At 57.1% G+C, this 15,786-nt stretch carries 18 protein-coding genes and 1 rRNA gene; 12 read left to right on the top strand and 7 right to left on the bottom strand.

The annotated features are described in order from the left end of the window. Window positions 1-19 precede the first annotated feature (19 nt). From rrf to ADJ74_RS00655, 10 genes are all read left to right on the top strand, one after another. Window positions 20-136, top strand: a 5S ribosomal RNA gene (gene rrf, locus ADJ74_RS00700). Between the two features lie 220 nt (window positions 137-356). Beyond that, window positions 357-1,115 carry a Fe-S cluster assembly ATPase SufC gene (sufC, locus tag ADJ74_RS00695; RefSeq protein WP_050344137.1) on the top strand — a complete coding sequence of 253 codons (759 nt, stop codon included), beginning with the start codon at window positions 357-359 and terminating at the stop codon, window positions 1,113-1,115. A 6-nt stretch (window positions 1,116-1,121) separates the two neighbouring features. Then, a complete protein-coding gene (sufB, locus tag ADJ74_RS00690) occupies window positions 1,122-2,540 on the top strand; it encodes a Fe-S cluster assembly protein SufB (protein ID WP_050341115.1) in 1,419 nt (472 codons plus the stop codon). Then, window positions 2,537-3,388 carry a SufD family Fe-S cluster assembly protein gene (locus ADJ74_RS00685; RefSeq protein ID WP_050341113.1) on the top strand — a complete coding sequence of 284 codons (852 nt, stop codon included), beginning with the start codon at window positions 2,537-2,539 and terminating at the stop codon, window positions 3,386-3,388. The genes sufB and ADJ74_RS00685 overlap by 4 nt, the downstream gene beginning before the upstream one ends. Then, on the top strand, window positions 3,369-4,607 hold the full coding sequence (locus ADJ74_RS00680) for a cysteine desulfurase (protein ID WP_009442469.1): 1,239 nt from the start codon (window positions 3,369-3,371) through the stop codon (window positions 4,605-4,607). Before ADJ74_RS00685 ends, ADJ74_RS00680 begins: the two co-directional genes overlap by 20 nt. After that, a complete protein-coding gene (gene sufU / locus ADJ74_RS00675) occupies window positions 4,597-5,043 on the top strand; it encodes a Fe-S cluster assembly sulfur transfer protein SufU (protein ID WP_050341111.1) in 447 nt (148 codons plus the stop codon). Before ADJ74_RS00680 ends, sufU begins: the two co-directional genes overlap by 11 nt. Window positions 5,044-5,258: 215 nt before the next feature. Then, window positions 5,259-5,552: a 30S ribosomal protein S6 gene (gene rpsF / locus ADJ74_RS00670; protein WP_050341109.1), complete on the top strand. Its 294-nt coding sequence runs from the start codon at window positions 5,259-5,261 to the stop codon at window positions 5,550-5,552. Between the two features lie 65 nt (window positions 5,553-5,617). Then, window positions 5,618-6,067, top strand: a complete 450-nt coding sequence (locus tag ADJ74_RS00665) for a single-stranded DNA-binding protein (protein ID WP_050341107.1) — start codon at window positions 5,618-5,620, stop codon at window positions 6,065-6,067. A 46-nt stretch (window positions 6,068-6,113) separates the two neighbouring features. Then, complete coding sequence (gene rpsR / locus ADJ74_RS00660) at window positions 6,114-6,347, top strand: 30S ribosomal protein S18 (RefSeq protein ID WP_006306231.1); 234 nt, start codon at window positions 6,114-6,116, stop codon at window positions 6,345-6,347. A gap of 274 nt (window positions 6,348-6,621) precedes the next feature. Then, window positions 6,622-6,936: a hypothetical protein gene (locus ADJ74_RS00655; protein ID WP_050341103.1), complete on the top strand. Its 315-nt coding sequence runs from the start codon at window positions 6,622-6,624 to the stop codon at window positions 6,934-6,936. Between the two features lie 229 nt (window positions 6,937-7,165). Here ADJ74_RS00655 and ADJ74_RS00650 read toward each other — a convergent pair whose 3' ends face one another. The 6 genes from ADJ74_RS00650 to ADJ74_RS00625 all read right to left on the bottom strand — a co-directional run bounded on the left by ADJ74_RS00650 (window position 7,166) and on the right by ADJ74_RS00625 (window position 12,676). After that, window positions 7,166-7,645, bottom strand: coding sequence for a PDDEXK nuclease domain-containing protein (locus ADJ74_RS00650; RefSeq protein WP_071844269.1), 480 nt, complete (start codon window positions 7,643-7,645; stop codon window positions 7,166-7,168). Window positions 7,646-7,757: 112 nt separating this feature from the next. Next, entirely contained in the window at window positions 7,758-9,005 is a 1,248-nt protein-coding gene (locus ADJ74_RS00645) for a metallophosphoesterase (protein ID WP_050341099.1), read from the bottom strand. Beyond that, window positions 9,002-9,727, bottom strand: coding sequence for a TVP38/TMEM64 family protein (locus tag ADJ74_RS00640; protein WP_050341097.1), 726 nt, complete (start codon window positions 9,725-9,727; stop codon window positions 9,002-9,004). Before ADJ74_RS00640 ends, ADJ74_RS00645 begins: the two co-directional genes overlap by 4 nt. Before the next feature lie 25 nt (window positions 9,728-9,752). Beyond that, window positions 9,753-10,100, bottom strand: coding sequence for a hypothetical protein (locus ADJ74_RS00635; RefSeq protein WP_050341095.1), 348 nt, complete (start codon window positions 10,098-10,100; stop codon window positions 9,753-9,755). Between the two features lie 28 nt (window positions 10,101-10,128). Beyond that, on the bottom strand, window positions 10,129-10,974 hold the full coding sequence (locus ADJ74_RS00630) for a peptidoglycan recognition family protein (RefSeq protein ID WP_050341093.1): 846 nt from the start codon (window positions 10,972-10,974) through the stop codon (window positions 10,129-10,131). Next, complete coding sequence (locus tag ADJ74_RS00625) at window positions 10,964-12,676, bottom strand: ABC transporter ATP-binding protein/permease (RefSeq protein ID WP_050341091.1); 1,713 nt, start codon at window positions 12,674-12,676, stop codon at window positions 10,964-10,966. Before ADJ74_RS00625 ends, ADJ74_RS00630 begins: the two co-directional genes overlap by 11 nt. A gap of 167 nt (window positions 12,677-12,843) precedes the next feature. On the opposite strand from ADJ74_RS00625, the gene ADJ74_RS00620 reads away from it, so the two are divergent. Both ADJ74_RS00620 and ADJ74_RS00615 read left to right on the top strand, forming a co-directional pair. Then, window positions 12,844-13,509 carry a MotA/TolQ/ExbB proton channel family protein gene (locus tag ADJ74_RS00620; protein WP_050341089.1) on the top strand — a complete coding sequence of 222 codons (666 nt, stop codon included), beginning with the start codon at window positions 12,844-12,846 and terminating at the stop codon, window positions 13,507-13,509. Next, window positions 13,506-13,904, top strand: coding sequence for a biopolymer transporter ExbD (locus tag ADJ74_RS00615; RefSeq protein ID WP_009442458.1), 399 nt, complete (start codon window positions 13,506-13,508; stop codon window positions 13,902-13,904). Before ADJ74_RS00620 ends, ADJ74_RS00615 begins: the two co-directional genes overlap by 4 nt. A gap of 57 nt (window positions 13,905-13,961) precedes the next feature. On the opposite strand, the gene ADJ74_RS00610 is transcribed toward ADJ74_RS00615, so the two are convergent. Continuing rightward, on the bottom strand, window positions 13,962-15,656 hold the full coding sequence (locus tag ADJ74_RS00610) for a DUF4127 family protein (protein ID WP_050341085.1): 1,695 nt from the start codon (window positions 15,654-15,656) through the stop codon (window positions 13,962-13,964). Window positions 15,657-15,786: the final 130 nt, after the last annotated feature.

Here is a 15,786-nt window from a genome sequence, read left to right as displayed (position 1 = left end):
CAAGACTCATTCAACAAGATGCGGTGATGATGCCTGGACGGTTCCACCTGTTCCCATTCCGAACACAGTAGTTAAGCGTCCACAGGCCGAGGGTACTTCGTTGGAGACGACGTGGGAGAGTAGGTAATTGCCGCAAAAACATGAAGCTGTTGTACGATGACAATATGGTCTGAGTACAGCAGCTTTTTCTTATTTTATTAATGAAAGACAATCTCAATTATAGGTTTTGTTTATCGTTCGTACTGGAAGTTATTGACTTTTTATATGAAAGCACCTACAATGTGAAATGTTAATCCCGAGTATTTTTGTAAGGATTCAATACAGACGTAAATTTAAAACCTAAGGGAGTTTTTATGATGACAGATACATTGCTGCAGATCACCGATCTCCATGCCGGTGTCGAGGGCAAGGAAATTCTAAAGGGTGTCAACCTCACGGTACGTAAAGGGGAGGTTCATGTTATCCTTGGCCCGAATGGGTCGGGCAAGTCTACGTTGATGAACGTGATGATGGGACATCCGAAGTATGAGATGACCCACGGGCGCATTGTCTTTGATGGGAAGGATATTTCGGAGCTGCCGTCCTATGAGCGTGCGCGTGACGGGCTTTTTCTCGCCTTCCAGACACCGGAGGAGATTCCGGGGATCACGGTCGAGAATATGATCCGCACGGCGCGTCAGATGATTACAGGTAAGAAGGAGAAGCTGCTCGCCTTCCGCAAGGAACTGAATGCGATGATGGCAGAGCTGAAGATTGATCCGAGCTATGCGCAGCGTTACCTGAACGTCGGTTTCTCCGGCGGCGAGAAAAAACGCAGCGAGGTTCTGCAGCTGCTCATGCTCCAGCCGAAGCTGGCGCTTCTCGATGAGACGGACTCTGGGCTCGATGTCGATGCAGTGCAGATTGTCTCTGAGGGCGTTGCAAAGTTCCATACGGCTGAGAATGCCTGTCTGATTATCACGCATAACGCACGCATCCTCGATAAACTGAAGGTGGATTTTGTCCATGTGCTCGCCAAAGGCGAGATCATTCGTGAGGGCGGCGCAGAGCTCGTGGAACAGATCAATGCGGAAGGCTTTGCCCATATCCTTGCAGAGCACGATAGAGTGGGGTGAGCAGGAATGGGGGATTTTGTACCAAAGAAGAAAACCCAGATCGACGATATCGAGCGTACGATCTATGATATTACGAACGAGGATCGCTCTGCGTATAAGTCTGCGTCGGGACTGACGGAGGAGATCATCCGCGATATTTCTGCACGCAAGCACGATCCTGCATGGATGCTTGATTTCCGCCTGAAGGCGCTCAAGGTCTACCATGAAACACCGATGCCAGCGTGGGGGCCGGATCTGTCGGCGCTGAACATGGATGAGATCGTGACCTATGTCCGTCCCGATGCGAAGATGGTCGGCGACTGGAATGAGGTTCCCGAGGACATCAAGGATACGTTTGACCGTCTGGGGATTCCCGAGGCGGAGAAGTCCTCGCTCGCGGGCGTCGGAGCACAGTACGACTCCGAGGTGGTCTATCACTCGATTCAGGAGTCGCTCGTGAAGCAGGGGGTCGTCTACACGGATATGGAGACGGCACTGCAGGAGTACGGCGATATTGTTCAGCAGTACTTTATGACGCTTGTGCCGCCGAAGGCACATAAATTTGCTGCACTGCACGGTGCGGTCTGGTCGGGCGGCTCTTTCGTCTACGTGCCCGAGGGGATTCAGGTGGACATTCCGCTGCAGTCCTATTTCCGTCTCAATGCAGCAGGGGCAGGGCAGTTTGAACATACGCTCATCATCGTGGAGAAGGGCGCCAGCCTGCATTTCATCGAGGGATGTTCTGCGCCAAAGTACAATGTGACGAATCTCCATGCGGGCTGTGTCGAGCTGTTCGTCAAGGAGGGGGCGCGTCTGCGCTACTCGACGATCGAAAACTGGTCACGCAACATGATGAATCTCAACACGAAGCGCGTGAAGGTGGAGAAGAACGGTGCTGTGGAATGGGTCTCCGGCTCGTTCGGCTCACACGTCTCGATGCTCTATCCGACGAGTATCCTGCAGGGGGAGAATGCGACCTGTGAGTTCACGGGGATTACCTTTGCCTCGAAGGGGCAGGAACTCGATACGGGGGCGACGGTCATCCTCGATGCGCCCAATACGTCAGCAAATATCAGCACGCGCTCGATCTCAAAGTCGGGCGGTGCCGCGATCTATCGCAGCGGGGTCAAGGTGACACCGCGTGCTGTCGGGGCAAAGTGCTCCGTCAACTGTGAATCGCTGATGCTCGACTCCGCGTCGCGGAGCGATACGCTCCCCGTGATGGATGTCGCCTGCGATACGGTGGACATCGGACATGAGGCGAAGATCGGCCGCATCAGTGATGAGGCGATCTTCTATCTGATGAGCCGCGGCATCGACGAGGAGGAGGCGCGCGCGATGATCGTGCGCGGATTCGTTGAGCCGATTGCGAAGGAACTCCCGCTTGAGTATGCGGTTGAGATGAATAATCTGGTCAATATTGAATTGGAAGGGGCGATGGGATGATGGCAGCAGCCAATGGATTCAGCCGCATCCCTATGCCGACATGGCGTTGGCTGGGGGTCAACGACCTGCCTGTGCCCGATGGGCTCACACTGCCTGCTGCACCAATACAGCTCTCCGCAGCGGCAGGAGAATGCGTGCATCATGTGGTGGAGCTGCGTGAAAGCGGTGCACAGGAGATTGAGGTAACGGTTGCCGACGGTGCAGAGCTGTCGCTGACCTATATCCAGCTGGCTCCGACAGATGCGCCTGCCGCTAGCCGGATCCATGCGGCGGTGGGAAAGGGAGGCCGCTTTTCCTGTACCCTCGTCGAGGCGGGCGCACAGCATACCGCCTCGGAACTGCAGGTGACACTCGCAGGCGATCAGGCGTGTACGGATGTATGGGGGCTCTATTTCGGTGATGATGAGCGCAAAATTGATCTCAACTATGTCATCCGTCAGGAGGGGCAGCACACGGATGCCAATATGCAGGTGCGCGGCGCGCTTCTCGGGCACTGTGTCAAGAACTTCCGCGGAACGCTTGACTTTATCCAAGGCGCGCGCGGTTCGGTCGGCAAGGAAGATGAGGAAGTAACGATTCTTTCCCCACATGCACGGAACCGCAGTGTCCCGCTGATGCTTTCCCATGAGGGAGATGTAGACGGACACCATGCCGTCAGCATCGGGCGGATGGATGCGGACAAGCTGTTTTATCTGATGAGCAGAGGGCTCGACGAGCGTGCGGCACAGCAGCTCATCGTCGAGGCATCCTTTGCCCCCGTGCTGGAGCGCATCACGGATGAGAACCTGCGCACGGAGATTGGAGACTATTTGGAGAGGAGACTGTTGGGTGGAACGCAAGGTGAATGAGTATCTGCGGGATTTTCCCATCCTGCAGACGAAGATGAACGGCCGTCCCATTGTTTATCTTGACAATGGCGCAACGACACAGAAGCCAGAGACGGTCATCCGCGCGGTCGCTGACTACTGTACGTACTGTAATGCGAACCCGCATCGCGGCGCGTATGAGCTCTCGGTCAAGGCGACAGATATCTATGAACGGGCACGTGTGCGCACGCAGCAGTTCATCGGTGCGGCGCGTCCGGAGGAGGTCGTATTCACAAAGAATGCGACGGAGGCACTGAACCTCGTAGCGTACAGCTTTGGCCTTGCGAACGTTCGTGAGGGGGATGAGATCGTCATTACGATCTCGGAGCATCACAGCAATATCGTTCCGTGGCAGTTCGTAGCAAAGTCACGCGGTGCTGTGCTGAAGTATATCTATCTGGGCGAGGACGGAAATCTCTCCGAGGCAGATATAGCGCAGCAGATTACGGAGCGAACGAAGATCGTTGCAGTGACGCAGGTATCCAACGTGCTCGGTCTCGTCAACGATGTGCGCGCCGTTGCCGACTGTGCTCATGCGGTCGGTGCGGTCGTCGTTGTCGACGGCTCGCAGAGCGTACCGCACATCAAGGTGGATGTGCAGGCGATGGATGCGGATTTCTTTGCGTTCTCGGGGCATAAGATGCTTTCCCCGATGGGTATCGGCGTCCTTTATGGAAAGTACGATATACTCGATGCGATGCCGCCGTTCCTCTTTGGCGGAGACATGATCGACTATGTCGGCGAGCAGGAGACGACGTTTGCCGAACTGCCGGCAAAGTTCGAGGCGGGGACGCAGAACGTCAGCGGTGCATCGGGACTGATTGCAGCGATTGACTATCTGGACAAGATCGGCTTTGACCGCATCGAGGCGATAGAGCGCGATCTTCTCAGCTATGCACTGCCGCAGCTGCGTGAACTGCCCTTTGTGGAGCTCTATGGATGCGATTCGACCCGTGGAAATAAGACGGGCATCATTACATTCAACGTCAAGGATGTCCATCCGCATGATGTATCGACGATTCTTGACAGCTACGGCGTTGCGATTCGCGCGGGACACCACTGTGCGCAGCCGCTCATGCGCTATCTCGGACAGAACGCTACCTGCCGCGCGAGTTTCTACCTCTACAATACGCATGAGGACATAGATCAGTTTATCGCGGCGCTGAAAAAGGTACGGGGGGTGCTCGGCTATGCCGACTGAAAACACAGCTCTCGGCGATCTCTATACAGAGGTCATCGGCGAGCACAGCCGCTCGCCCGAGAACAAGGGCGAGCTCGCAGCGGCGACCGTGCGTGAGCGCGGACATAATCCGAGCTGCGGCGATGAGATCACACTCGAACTCCAGATTGAGAACGGCATCATCAAGGATGCCGCATTTACTGGAGTCGGCTGCGCTATCTCACAGGCGAGCACGGACATCATGATTGACCTCATGCGCGGTAAGACCGTGGAGGAGGCACAGCGCCTCGCCCAACTCTTCACGTCGATGATCAAACGCGAGGTGACAGACGATGCCGCACTGGAGGAGCTCGATGAGGCAATCGCGCTCAAGAACATCTCCAACATGCCCGCGCGCGTCAAGTGCGCGGTGCTGGCATGGCATACGCTGGAAGACGTGCTGAAGAAGGATCGGTGAGATTGAAAGAGGACTGTTTTGAAATAATGCGTTCGAAGCGGTCCTCTTTCTGCTGATTGGATTCCTTTACAATAATGCGCATCGAGTACTTGCGGACTGCATAAAAACATGGTATACTGTCCCTTGTCGCGTGAGTGCGTATTTCGTGCGCGCTCGCAGAAGAATAACTCTGCCGCTGCAAAACGGCGGCCATAGACCAAAGAGGAGGTGATTTCGTGAGATTGTACGAAGTCATATTTATTGTGAAGCCGATGGAGGAAGATGCGACAAACGCCGTCATCGAGAAGTTCACAAAGCTCATTCAGGCAAACGGCGGTAAGATCGAGAAGGAAGACCGCTGGGGCAAGAAGCGTCTCGCCTATGAGATCAAGGACATGACCGAAGGATACTACGTTCTGCTGTACGTCAATGCAGAGCCTGCCTGTGTCGCTGAGTGCGACCGTGTGATGAAGATCACCGACGATCTGCTCAAGCACATGATCGTCCGCGCAGACGGCATCGAGGAGTAAGGGGCGTACGGAGTCATCCGTACGTTCTGTATGCGTGACGGGATTCATTCAGGAGAGAGAAACCCATGAACAGAGTCATACTGATCGGTCGCCTTGCGCGCGACCCTGAGATTCGCTACACACAGAGCGGCAAAGCATTTTGCCGTTTTACGGTGGCGGTTGACCGCCGCTTCTCGCGTGCAGCACAGCAGGAAGGCCAGCAGACGGCTGATTTCATCCCCGTGACATGCTGGGAGAAACTCGCCGAGATCTGCGGCAACAATCTCACCAAGGGACGCCGTATCGGCGTCGAGGGGCGCATCCAGGTGCGCAGCTACGACGGCAGCGACGGACAGCGCAAGTATGCGACGGATGTGGTGGCAGACAATGTGGAGTTCCTTGATTCCAAGAATGCCGGCAGCTCGCAGGGCGGCTATGACGCATCTGCGCCGCGTTCTGCCGCACCCGCTGCGGGCGGCGGAGCTGCACCGGATATGATGGGACCCGTCATTCCCGATGACGATATTCCATTCTGAGCATGAAGATGATCGAAATATCCTGAAATGAGGAGGGACAGCGAACATGATGAAACGAGATCGGGGCCGCAAGCCTCGTCGCAAGGTCTGCTCGTTCTGCGTGGACAAGGTAGACCATATCGACTATAAGGATGCCGCAAAGCTGCGTCGCTTTACGACGGAGCGTGGCAAGATCCTGCCGCGTCGCATTTCCGGCAACTGCGCAAAGCATCAGCGTCAGGTGACGCTTGCCATCAAGCGCGCGCGCAATATTGCGCTTCTTCCGTTCACAGCGGAGTAAACGGATCGCATGACCGCACCTTCGGGTGCGGTTTTTTGTTGGCATCTAAGGAATCACTGATAAATTCAGCCACGCCATCTTGACACATCTTTTTCGCCCGTACTTCGGCGAAAAATCCTCCACAGAGCACCACTCTGCGTCCGGTTTTCCACCTCGTTCGGACGAAAAATCTACACCAATCTGACGGACTTCATTTTATCAGTGATTTCCTAAAACATCCTTAACGCAGCTATGTTACTGTATAGGCACTGTAGTAGTAAGAAAGGAGCAACGTATGAAAAACAAGAAGTATATCGCCGGAGTGCTGGCCCTTGCCCTGGGCCTCGGCATTGCAGCACCGAGTGCAGAGGCTGCGCCGGCAGTTCAGTCGCTCGATTACATCAACGGGGCGACGAATGAGTACAGCTTCCGCATGAAGGAAGAGGCTCGTGTCCATGAGCAGAACGTGCGCAAGATCCGCTTCGAGTTCCGTCGGGACGGCGATCAGGAGAAGTATGATCGTGCGATGAAGGAAGAGCAGCGGCGTCACGACCGCGCGGTAAAGCAGATCAAGCGGGACTACGATCAGCGTACGCCATGGCGTCGCTAAGGATATGAAACAGCCCTGCAAGGCAAGATTATCTTGTCTTGTAGGGCTGTTTTATCTATATGCGTCTAGGAGTCTCTCGACCTTCGCCGTCAGTTCTGCAATGCTGTGACGCCTGCTGCGCGCGCAGTCCGAGGTGGAGGCTATGCGTATTTTCGGACTCGGTGATATGCGGGCAGAGACGGGGCGCATGGCGGGCATATCAATCATTCATTCCCTTATTACAAGGATATTATTCCTCATCATTGAATTTATTTTCCAAGAGCCGCATAAGAGCAGCCTTGTCCGGCAGAACAAGCTCATACTTACTGGCGAAAATCTGCGTATTGTCCTCCGGCAAGGTCATCTCCACTACAGCATTGTTCTTCTCCTTGCAGAGCAGAATAGCAACGGTGGGATTCTCGGTCGCCAGTTTCACCTTGCGGTCATAGTAGTTCACATACATCTCACGAGAAAGTGCCAACCGCTCATAGAGAGCAGAGTTGAACTGTCGCTTCAACTCGCGCAGACTCCATCGCTCGTTTGTAGCCTCATTTTCATAGAATTTGCGTTCCTTGTCATTTGTGATGCGCATGAGAAACAAATAGTGTGACCAGCTCAAAGTGAATTGCGCAGATAGCGTCTGTAAATTGGTCGGCGACAGTTCAAAAATCCGAGACGGTGTTTCGGATTTCTGCGCGATCGATTTCCGAGACGGTATTTCGGAAATCACCGCTGTCTATATTTGCTAATTCTTTGCTCATACTCACACCTACAAAGTAAAATGCCCTCGAGTGTGCACAAAAACATCGGCTTCCTTAACTACTGAAAGAGAACTTCCTTTTCTACTTTTGCAGCTCAACAGTGTCAATCACCGTTCCATCCAGCGCCTCACAGGTGATGCGGAGATGGTGTGTATCTGCCTCCAGAAAGAGGTAGTTCGATGGTGCGGGATTCGCGGAGGCGGCGAGGTCGTAGGACTCGGGCGGGACATCGAAGTACTCGTTGCCACCCGGCCCGCCGAGGAGATAGAGCGTTCCCTGTGTGTCCGTCTGCCCTGCGCGGATCTGACGCCGCCGATAGGCGTGGACGTGTCCCGTGACAACGAGGTCGATGCCGCATGCATCGAATGTATCCATAAAGACACGCCCCACGTCACTGATGCCGTGCTGCGTCTCCTGTACGGTCTGATACTCTCCATAGGCGAGAATGTCCTTGTGCATGAGGACGATTTTCCATGGGGCGGAGGATGTCACTGCATCGCGTTTCAGCCAGGCGAGCTGCTCCTCATTCAGCGCCGCACCGCGTGCGCCGCACTCAAGGAACTGTGTATCGAGGACGATCACGTGCACGGCACCGAGATCGAAGGAATAATAGTGCCCGCGAAATGCCGTGCTGCCGTTTTCGGGCAGGGCAAAGGTCCTGAGATAGCGCAGCGGCAGGGTGTCTGTCCACGCGAGGCTGTAATACTCGTGATTGCCGAGCACGGGGACATGAGGTGCGCGTGCGAGCGGCGATGGATTCCCCTCCATCGCCGTGAAGAAGCTGTCCCAATGCCACGTGGATTCGCCGTTGTCTGTGAGGTCACCGACGAGTGCGGCAAAATCTGCATCGCTGTGACGCCGCCATGCTGCCTGATAGAGGCTGTTCCAGACGCTGTAATCTTCCCCACATTGGCTGTCCGAAAAGAGCAGAGCGTGCACGGGCGTACGGACTGCATGTGGAGCAGATAGGGGAATCCAATCGGATGTCCCTGCCGTATGCGTGACACGGTAGGCACCGCCGCCAGCAGGCAGAGGGATCTCTGCGTGGTAGACGAACTGCTCTGTGTCGTCTATGGTGAAATGCGTGTAAGAGGGGACGAATGCCGTGATATGTCCGTCTCTTCCGCTGCGCAGCTCGACATGTGCGCCGCGCAGGAGAGTGGACGCGTCCCACTGGATCATGCGCGTGCTGCTTGGCTGTGCCGTAATGATCTGACGCAGGTGGCGGATGCCGTCTGCTGCGGCTGCGGCACGAGATGAAAAGAGACCGCCGAGTCCCATTGTGAGAATGGACTGAAGGGCGGTCTGAAGGAAATGGCGTCGTGTCATGATTTTTTCTCCACATCCTGCCCAGCAGTTTCCGTGCGCATCATGTGTCGTTCAAAACGGATGGCGGTGTAGATGAGAATGGCTGCGCAGATAACGACAATGACTAGGCGCGTCTTATCCTCCTGCTGCATGATGAGGTCGTGCCCGATGATTGCCTCGATGCCCGTCGAGGGGAATTTTCCGACGAGAGAGGCGAGGACGTAGTCGCGCAAGCGGATCGAGGAGAGGGCACCGACGGCATTCATGATAGCGGAGGGCAGGTATGGCACCATGCGCCCGATGAGCATGATGATGAAGCCCTTGCTGCCGCTGTAGTGATCGACCTTTGCGAGAAAGGGGCTCTTCGCGATCGCCTTTTCCGCCGCATCGCGGAAGTAGAAGCGCATCAGCACGAAGGCGACCGTGACGCCGACGGTCTCTGCGACACAGGACAGAATGATGCCGGGGACAATGCCGAATAGGATGACGTTTGCCGTCGAGAAAATGACGGCGGGCGGAAAGCCAAGTGCATTGGTAAAGAGGGTGAGCAAAAAGGCGAAGAGGACTGCTCCATCACCGAAGGTGTGGATGTACTCCACCGTCGCCGGAATATCACCGCTGGCAAGCAGGGTGAAGAGCGAGGGGAGAAACTGCGGCGCAATGAGATGGATGATGACAAAGAGAAGGATGATGGCGAGCGCCGCACCGAGTTTGAGGATGCCCATGCCCTGTGGTCGTTTCACGTGAGTACCTCCTCCTGAGGGGGGGTCAGTTCATAAACAGCATGGCGAATGCGCCGAGAAGCAGGGCAAGACTAAAGCCCTGCATAGCGTTCGCAATGCTTTTGCCGTAGGCAACGGAAAAATGTGCTGCGATTTTGCGCAGCTCGAAGATGAGGAAGGACAGACAGAAGAAGACGAGAGCCGTGTCGTCCTGTGTCCACCCATAGGCGAAGATCAGTGCCGTGAGGACGATGCCGGTCTGCTCCCCGCGGGAGAAGAGACGCTGCGGCTCTTGTGCCCGCTCGCGCTCGTCGATCTGCGCGCGGGTCAGCGGAATGCCCATCTCGTCCATTTTTTCCTGATCGCGGTCAAACCACCGGTAGTGGAACCCCATGGATCTTCACCTCCATCGTTTGTTTGGGCTAATTGGATGCGATGCGCCGCTGCGTCGGCAGATTGCCAGGTTTTGGTAGGTCAGGACGCTTGTTTGGACGCAACGACGGCTTCTCAGGCGCAGGCTGTACGGGCGGATTGGGTGCGCTCGGCGTGGGATGTGACGGGCGGCCGTTCTTATTCTGCGCCGCCTCCATACGCGTGCGCATGCGTGCCCGCTGTTGTTCCTGCTCCGCACGCTCCTGCTGCATGATGCGCAGGCGCTCCGTCTGCAGCTCATCCGAGCCGTAGTAGACGCGTGCCTCCTCCACGATCTCCGGCAACTCTGCATAGAGATAGCGGCCGGGACAGGCTGTCGCGTTAAAGTCGCGGTGCCCCTTTACCGTGACGCCCCAGATGGGATCCAGCTGATAGACGGTGCAGAGTGCGGCGATCAGATGCGCGGCGCTGTGTTTCTGTGCCTCGGTCGGGACAGCGTCCTCGAAATTTCCGACGATGTTGATGCCGACGGTATGTCGATTCTCGCCGTAGACATGTGCACCGACGGTGCCCATGGGGCGTCCCTCCTCGATCGTGCCGTCCTTGCGGATGAGAAAGTGGTAGCCGATGCCCGCCCAGCCATTGTGCAGATGCCACTCATGGACAGTCGCAGCGGAGACATCTGCGTTCGTGTTGCCGATGTGATGAATGACGATGCAGTCCGTGACAAAGCGGTTTTCGAGTGCGCCAAAGGAGAGATACGTCGGCTTTATCGTCACGCCCGGAAGGGCGGAGGGGATGTACCATGATGCTTCTGCTGCATCGGGGAAAAAGGGGAAAAGGGCTGCACCGATGCCGACGAGGGTCATGCGGCGCAGAAAGTCTCTACGGTTCATGTGGAATCTCCCGGGAAATGATCGTGTGGTCGTGGATGCGCAGCTCCGTCTCATGCAGCGCATAGAGGGTCGAGCGATGCCCGACACTGATGATGCCCGACGCAGGAAGCTCCTGTCGGAGCAGCTCGTACAGGGCGCGTTCGCGCGGCTCGTCGAGGGCGGACGTTGCCTCGTCGAGAAAGATCCAGTCGGGGCGAATGAGCAGGATGCGTGCAAAGGCAAGACGCTGCTGCTCACCGAGCGACAGGATACGGCTCCAGTCGTCCGTGTCGGATAGGCGCGGTGCGAGGTGGGGGAGTCCGACCTGCGCGAGCACGCGCGCCATCTCCGTATCGGAGGCGGCCGCCGTGCACGGGTAGGAGAGTGCGCGGCGGAGTGTGCCGAGCGGCAGGTAGGGATGCTGCGGGAGGAAGAGGCGCGACGAGCGCTCAGGCATCGTCACAGTGCCACTGCCCGCGAACCAGATCCCTGCGACAGCGCGCAGGAGCGTGCTCTTGCCGACGCCCGACTCCCCCGTGACGAGCACGCGGCTGGCCTCTGGCAGGGTCAGTGCGGAGACGGCAAAGAGCTCCGCACCGTGCGGGAGCGCGACGTGCAGATCACTGAGACGCAATGCGTCCTCCGCATCGTCCTCGTGGACGATCATGGGCGGAACGGCAGCGGCCTCGTTGATGTGCGCAGTAAAGCCCGACAGTCGCTGGATGACGGCGGACAGCTCAGCGATGGAGCTGTAGGAGTCAACGAAGAAGGACAGCGCATCCTGCACACGGCCGAATGCCGAGATGGTCTGCATCAGACCGCCAAGGGCGATCTCGCCCGCATAGTAGCGCGGCGCCGCCATGATGAGCGGAAAGATGATGGCGAGCTGCCCATAGCCGTTCACGTAGAAGTTCAGCAGCTTCGTCCGTCGCATCAGCCCCCAGTAGTTTTTAATGACATAGGCAAAGCGTTCCTTGAACCCCTGAGCCTCTGCCATCTCGCCGCGATAGAACGCGATGCTCTCACTGTTCTCCCGCATGCGCATCATGCTGAAACGGAAATCCGCCTCGTAGCGCTGCTGATCGAAATTCAGTCGGATGAGTTTACGCCCGACCAGATGGACGAGGACGCTGCCAACGCCCGCATAGAGGAGGGACAGCCAGAACATATAGCCGTAGATGGTGAATGCCTCACTCCCGATGGGGACGGTGAGCGCCCCAGACAGATTCCACAGCACAACGGCAAATGCGCCGAGCGTCGTGAGCTGTTTCAGTGCGCCGACGAGGAGCGTCAGCGTCAGCGTGACGAACTGGTTGATGTCCTCGCTGATGCGCTGGTCGGGGTTGTCCGTGTCGCTGCGCAGTACCTGCAGACGGTAGTAGACCTGCCCGCGCATCCAGCGCGCTAGATACTCCTCCGTCATCCATGTGCGCCAGTGGATCGTCAGCATCTGCCGCAGATAGACGGCATAGACGGCAATGACGATGTAGAGGAGGGCAAGCCCCGTAAACGTGCCGATGAGCGGCCAAAAGGAAGCCCAGTCATACGCTTGGAGTGCATCGTAGAAGTTGCGGTACCAGTCGTTGATGCGGACGAGCAGATAGACCATAACGAGATTGAGCACGATCACGGATGCAAGCAGTCCGCGCGCTTTCCACTTTTCCGCAGAGCTCCAATATCCCTTGAACAGCTGCCAAAAGCCACGGATGAGGGGCAGTTTCACACCGTATCCTCCTTTTTTGAACGAACGGTATTTATTATAGTATTTTTTCATCAGAACCGCAAGGGAGCGCATCGGGAAATGAAAGATGCTATCATTGACGGATACATCAATATATAGTAGAATACAGCCGTATCAACTATATGGTTATCGAGCGGAAAGGACTTGCCATGGATTCTGTCGCGCAGGGCATCACATTTTTTAAGCAGGGCGGCATCGTCATGTATTTCTTGGCGATTGCGTCCATTTTTGTTGTCTTTATTGGAATCGAGCGCGCATTTTACTTTGCACGCGCGGATGCAGGACGTGCGTTTGCGCACGCCTTCATGCTCCATATTGCCAATGCTCGCTATGCGGAGGCGCTTGCCCTTGCACGCGACCAGCGCGGCGCGATTGCCGACATTCTGTTCAGTGCGATCACCAAGAACAGCGGCCGCGCCGACCGGATGAGTGCCTACATGGAGATCCAGTCCGGCATCGCCCTCTCCAAGATGCGGCGGCGCATCTACTACCTGAGCGTGATCGTGACGATGGCGCCGCTCCTCGGCCTCCTAGGGACGATCAGCGGCATGATTACGACGTTCAGCGTATTCAACATCCAGGCGGGCGAGCCGGCGGCGATCACGGGCGGCATCGGTGAGGCACTGATTGCGACGGCGATGGGACTCTGCGTTGCCCTCGTTGCCCTGATGGTGCATGCGTATTTCTCCCAGCGGATCGAGAACATCGTCACGGATATGGAGATGTGCTTTTCCGCTGCTGAGAGCAGTCGTCTCGCTCTCGCCGACGCTGCCGGCGTCACGGCGGACGATGCAGCGGAGGGGGCGGCACAATGAGACTGCGTGACCGCAGGGCATTCGGAAAGCCTGAGGTCGTCATCATACCGATGATCGACATCATGTTCTTCCTGCTCGTCTTCTTCATCATGAGTACACTCTACATGGTCAACGTCAAGACCGTGGATGTAAATCTCCCCAAGGCGCAGTCGGCACAGACCCAGCTGAACGTGACCTATCTCGTCACAGTGCGCAAGGATGGCTCACTCTGGCTCGAGGATCAGCCGATTGATGCGGATACCCTCGTGCAGCAGGCACGCATGGAGTCACAAAAAAATCCGCGCTTTGCCGTCGTCGTGCGCGCGGATGGAGATATGAACTACAGCGGCGTTATGGAGCTGCTGGATCGCTTCCGCCAGGCGGGGATTACGCGCTTTGGACTAGCAGCGCAGTAAGGGAATAGGAACAGGGGCTGCTCTGTACGATTTCGCTTCGTGCAGCAGCCCCTATCTTTATGGCATCTTTCGTTCCACCACGGGCGCAGCCTCCAGTCGCACCTCGAACGTGCGCGGCCACGGGTAGTACGCTGTGATATTGCTCCGCACGACCCGCAGCATCATGCCGTTTTGGATCACGGGCGTGCGGAATGCGGCGGTTGATTCATAGCTCCTCATGCGCCGGCTCAGATCGTTCATCAGGAGATCGTTCGCCCAGCGCCAGTTTCGCGTGAGATCGAGATCGGCACTGTTCGCATAGCCCGCACGGCGGAGCGCGTCGTTCACGCGGTCAATCGTCTCCTTGAGGTAGAACTCGTCCTCTGCCATGCGCCCTGTGAGAAAGGCGAGATTTGCAGCGGCGGCGCGTTCCCGCTCCTCTGCTGTCGCGGCATTTTTCATGGCGCAGTGGTAGAGAACGGCCTCCGCGAGTGCCGTACCGATGGCGTTGCTCGCCGTATTCCACCCCGCGTATGCCGTCAGAGCGTTCACAGGGACATCTTTTTCAGTCAGCATGGGGAGCAGCGTCTCCTCCGCGCGGAAATGGCGCGAGAGATCGACGAGTGCGACGGATTTTCCTGTGGAAAGCATCCGATGGATCGCAGCGGCAGAGGGCGTGCGTGTGCCAAGCGTATCCGCGTCACTGTCGCCCGCCGCGATGAAGAGGGTCAAGTCGCTGTTCGCATCATCCGGTGCGAGCGTGCCGCCGAGCATGGCGATCTTCTCTCGTGCCGTCACATCGTTCGAGACCGCCATAAAAGGAAAGACAGCGTCTGCCATATCGTCACGCGCATAGCGGAGTGAAATACGTGGAGGAGCGCCGCCGCGCGCACGCAGATCATCGACGGCCATCCGCGCGAGCATTGAGAGCGCGATCTCATCCGCCCCGTGCACAATCATCGCCCGCTCCGGGGCGATATTTTTTTGTGTGAGCAGGGCGGAGAGCTCCGCCTTTTTCAGATTGCCGACGGAAAACTCCTCGCCGTCGTCCTGCCCGAGCACAAGGCGCGTGAGCGTGCCCTCCTCGGTGAGCGTAATGAGCATGGCGGCGAGTGCCGTGCTCTCGTCGAAGTGCGCAAGATACTTTTGCAGATCCGCATCGGGGATCTCGGCGCGCAGACGTGCCATTTCCTCCGCATCGACCGGCAGACCCACGCCCGCGCGCCCTAGGAGACGTGCATAGGAGAGGAGCGCGCGCCGCTCACGCCAGCCCTCGATACCGTCCTGCGGGATCGCGCGCGGCAGAATATAGAACGCGTGCAGGGGAACGTCGGGATGCGCTGCGTGCAGGTCACGGAGATACGCGGCGAGCGCATTGATGTCCTCCGTCGAGATATGCGCCTCGCGTGCGGCGAGAAGACCGCCCGAGAGCAGCTGATCGACCGAGAGAATGGCGGCATCCGCCTCATGGATATGCGCAGCCCCCCAGCTTCGCATCGCTGCCGTGTCGCCTGCCATGGAGTAGTAGTCCATCAGCTCGGACGGCGGCGTCATGACCTCCTGTCCAATGATTTTGCCGCCGTTTACGACAAACGCCCCGCACGGCGGACGCGAATCGAGTGGGACGAGCAAAATGGGGCGCCGCACTGCCCCATCCTCCATAGCGGCGGAGAGCGGCTGCCACTCTCCCGCGTATATGGGATGGAAGGCAAAATGAAAAAGGAGGAGGGAGAGCGCGAGAAAAGCGGTGACCATCTCGAAACTTTGCTTCATGCAGAATCCCCCTTCGTTTGCTTCATCAGAAGTATTTTACTGGATACCGCGCTGTTCTGCAATCCGTTGTTTGCTGTAGAAGCAACAAGCCGTTCGGAAAGGTGCAGGGAAAATGGGACAAATTTGTGTA

The organism is Selenomonas sp. oral taxon 478, from assembly GCF_001189555.1.
Taxonomy (GTDB): domain Bacteria; phylum Bacillota; class Negativicutes; order Selenomonadales; family Selenomonadaceae; genus Centipeda; species Centipeda felix.
This window is presented reverse-complemented; position numbering and strand designations above follow the sequence as displayed.

What these genes read in the sequence shown, in the direction of transcription:
- ADJ74_RS00610 (WP_050341085.1), bottom strand. Translation starts at nt 15,656, where the DNA reads ATGAAGCAAAGTTTCGAGATGGTCACCGCTTTTCTCGCGCTCTCCCTC.
- ADJ74_RS00685 (WP_050341113.1), top strand. Translation starts at nt 2,537, where the DNA reads ATGATGGCAGCAGCCAATGGATTCAGCCGCATCCCTATGCCGACATGG.
- sufC (WP_050344137.1), top strand. Translation starts at nt 357, where the DNA reads ATGACAGATACATTGCTGCAGATCACCGATCTCCATGCCGGTGTCGAG.
- ADJ74_RS00645 (WP_050341099.1), bottom strand. Translation starts at nt 9,005, where the DNA reads ATGACACGACGCCATTTCCTTCAGACCGCCCTTCAGTCCATTCTCACA.
- sufB (WP_050341115.1), top strand. Translation starts at nt 1,122, where the DNA reads ATGGGGGATTTTGTACCAAAGAAGAAAACCCAGATCGACGATATCGAG.
- ADJ74_RS00620 (WP_050341089.1), top strand. Translation starts at nt 12,844, where the DNA reads ATGGATTCTGTCGCGCAGGGCATCACATTTTTTAAGCAGGGCGGCATC.
- ADJ74_RS00635 (WP_050341095.1), bottom strand. Translation starts at nt 10,100, where the DNA reads ATGGGGTTCCACTACCGGTGGTTTGACCGCGATCAGGAAAAAATGGAC.
- ADJ74_RS00630 (WP_050341093.1), bottom strand. Translation starts at nt 10,974, where the DNA reads ATGAACCGTAGAGACTTTCTGCGCCGCATGACCCTCGTCGGCATCGGT.
- ADJ74_RS00655 (WP_050341103.1), top strand. Translation starts at nt 6,622, where the DNA reads ATGAAAAACAAGAAGTATATCGCCGGAGTGCTGGCCCTTGCCCTGGGC.
- ADJ74_RS00665 (WP_050341107.1), top strand. Translation starts at nt 5,618, where the DNA reads ATGAACAGAGTCATACTGATCGGTCGCCTTGCGCGCGACCCTGAGATT.
- ADJ74_RS00615 (WP_009442458.1), top strand. Translation starts at nt 13,506, where the DNA reads ATGAGACTGCGTGACCGCAGGGCATTCGGAAAGCCTGAGGTCGTCATC.
- rpsR (WP_006306231.1), top strand. Translation starts at nt 6,114, where the DNA reads ATGATGAAACGAGATCGGGGCCGCAAGCCTCGTCGCAAGGTCTGCTCG.
- sufU (WP_050341111.1), top strand. Translation starts at nt 4,597, where the DNA reads ATGCCGACTGAAAACACAGCTCTCGGCGATCTCTATACAGAGGTCATC.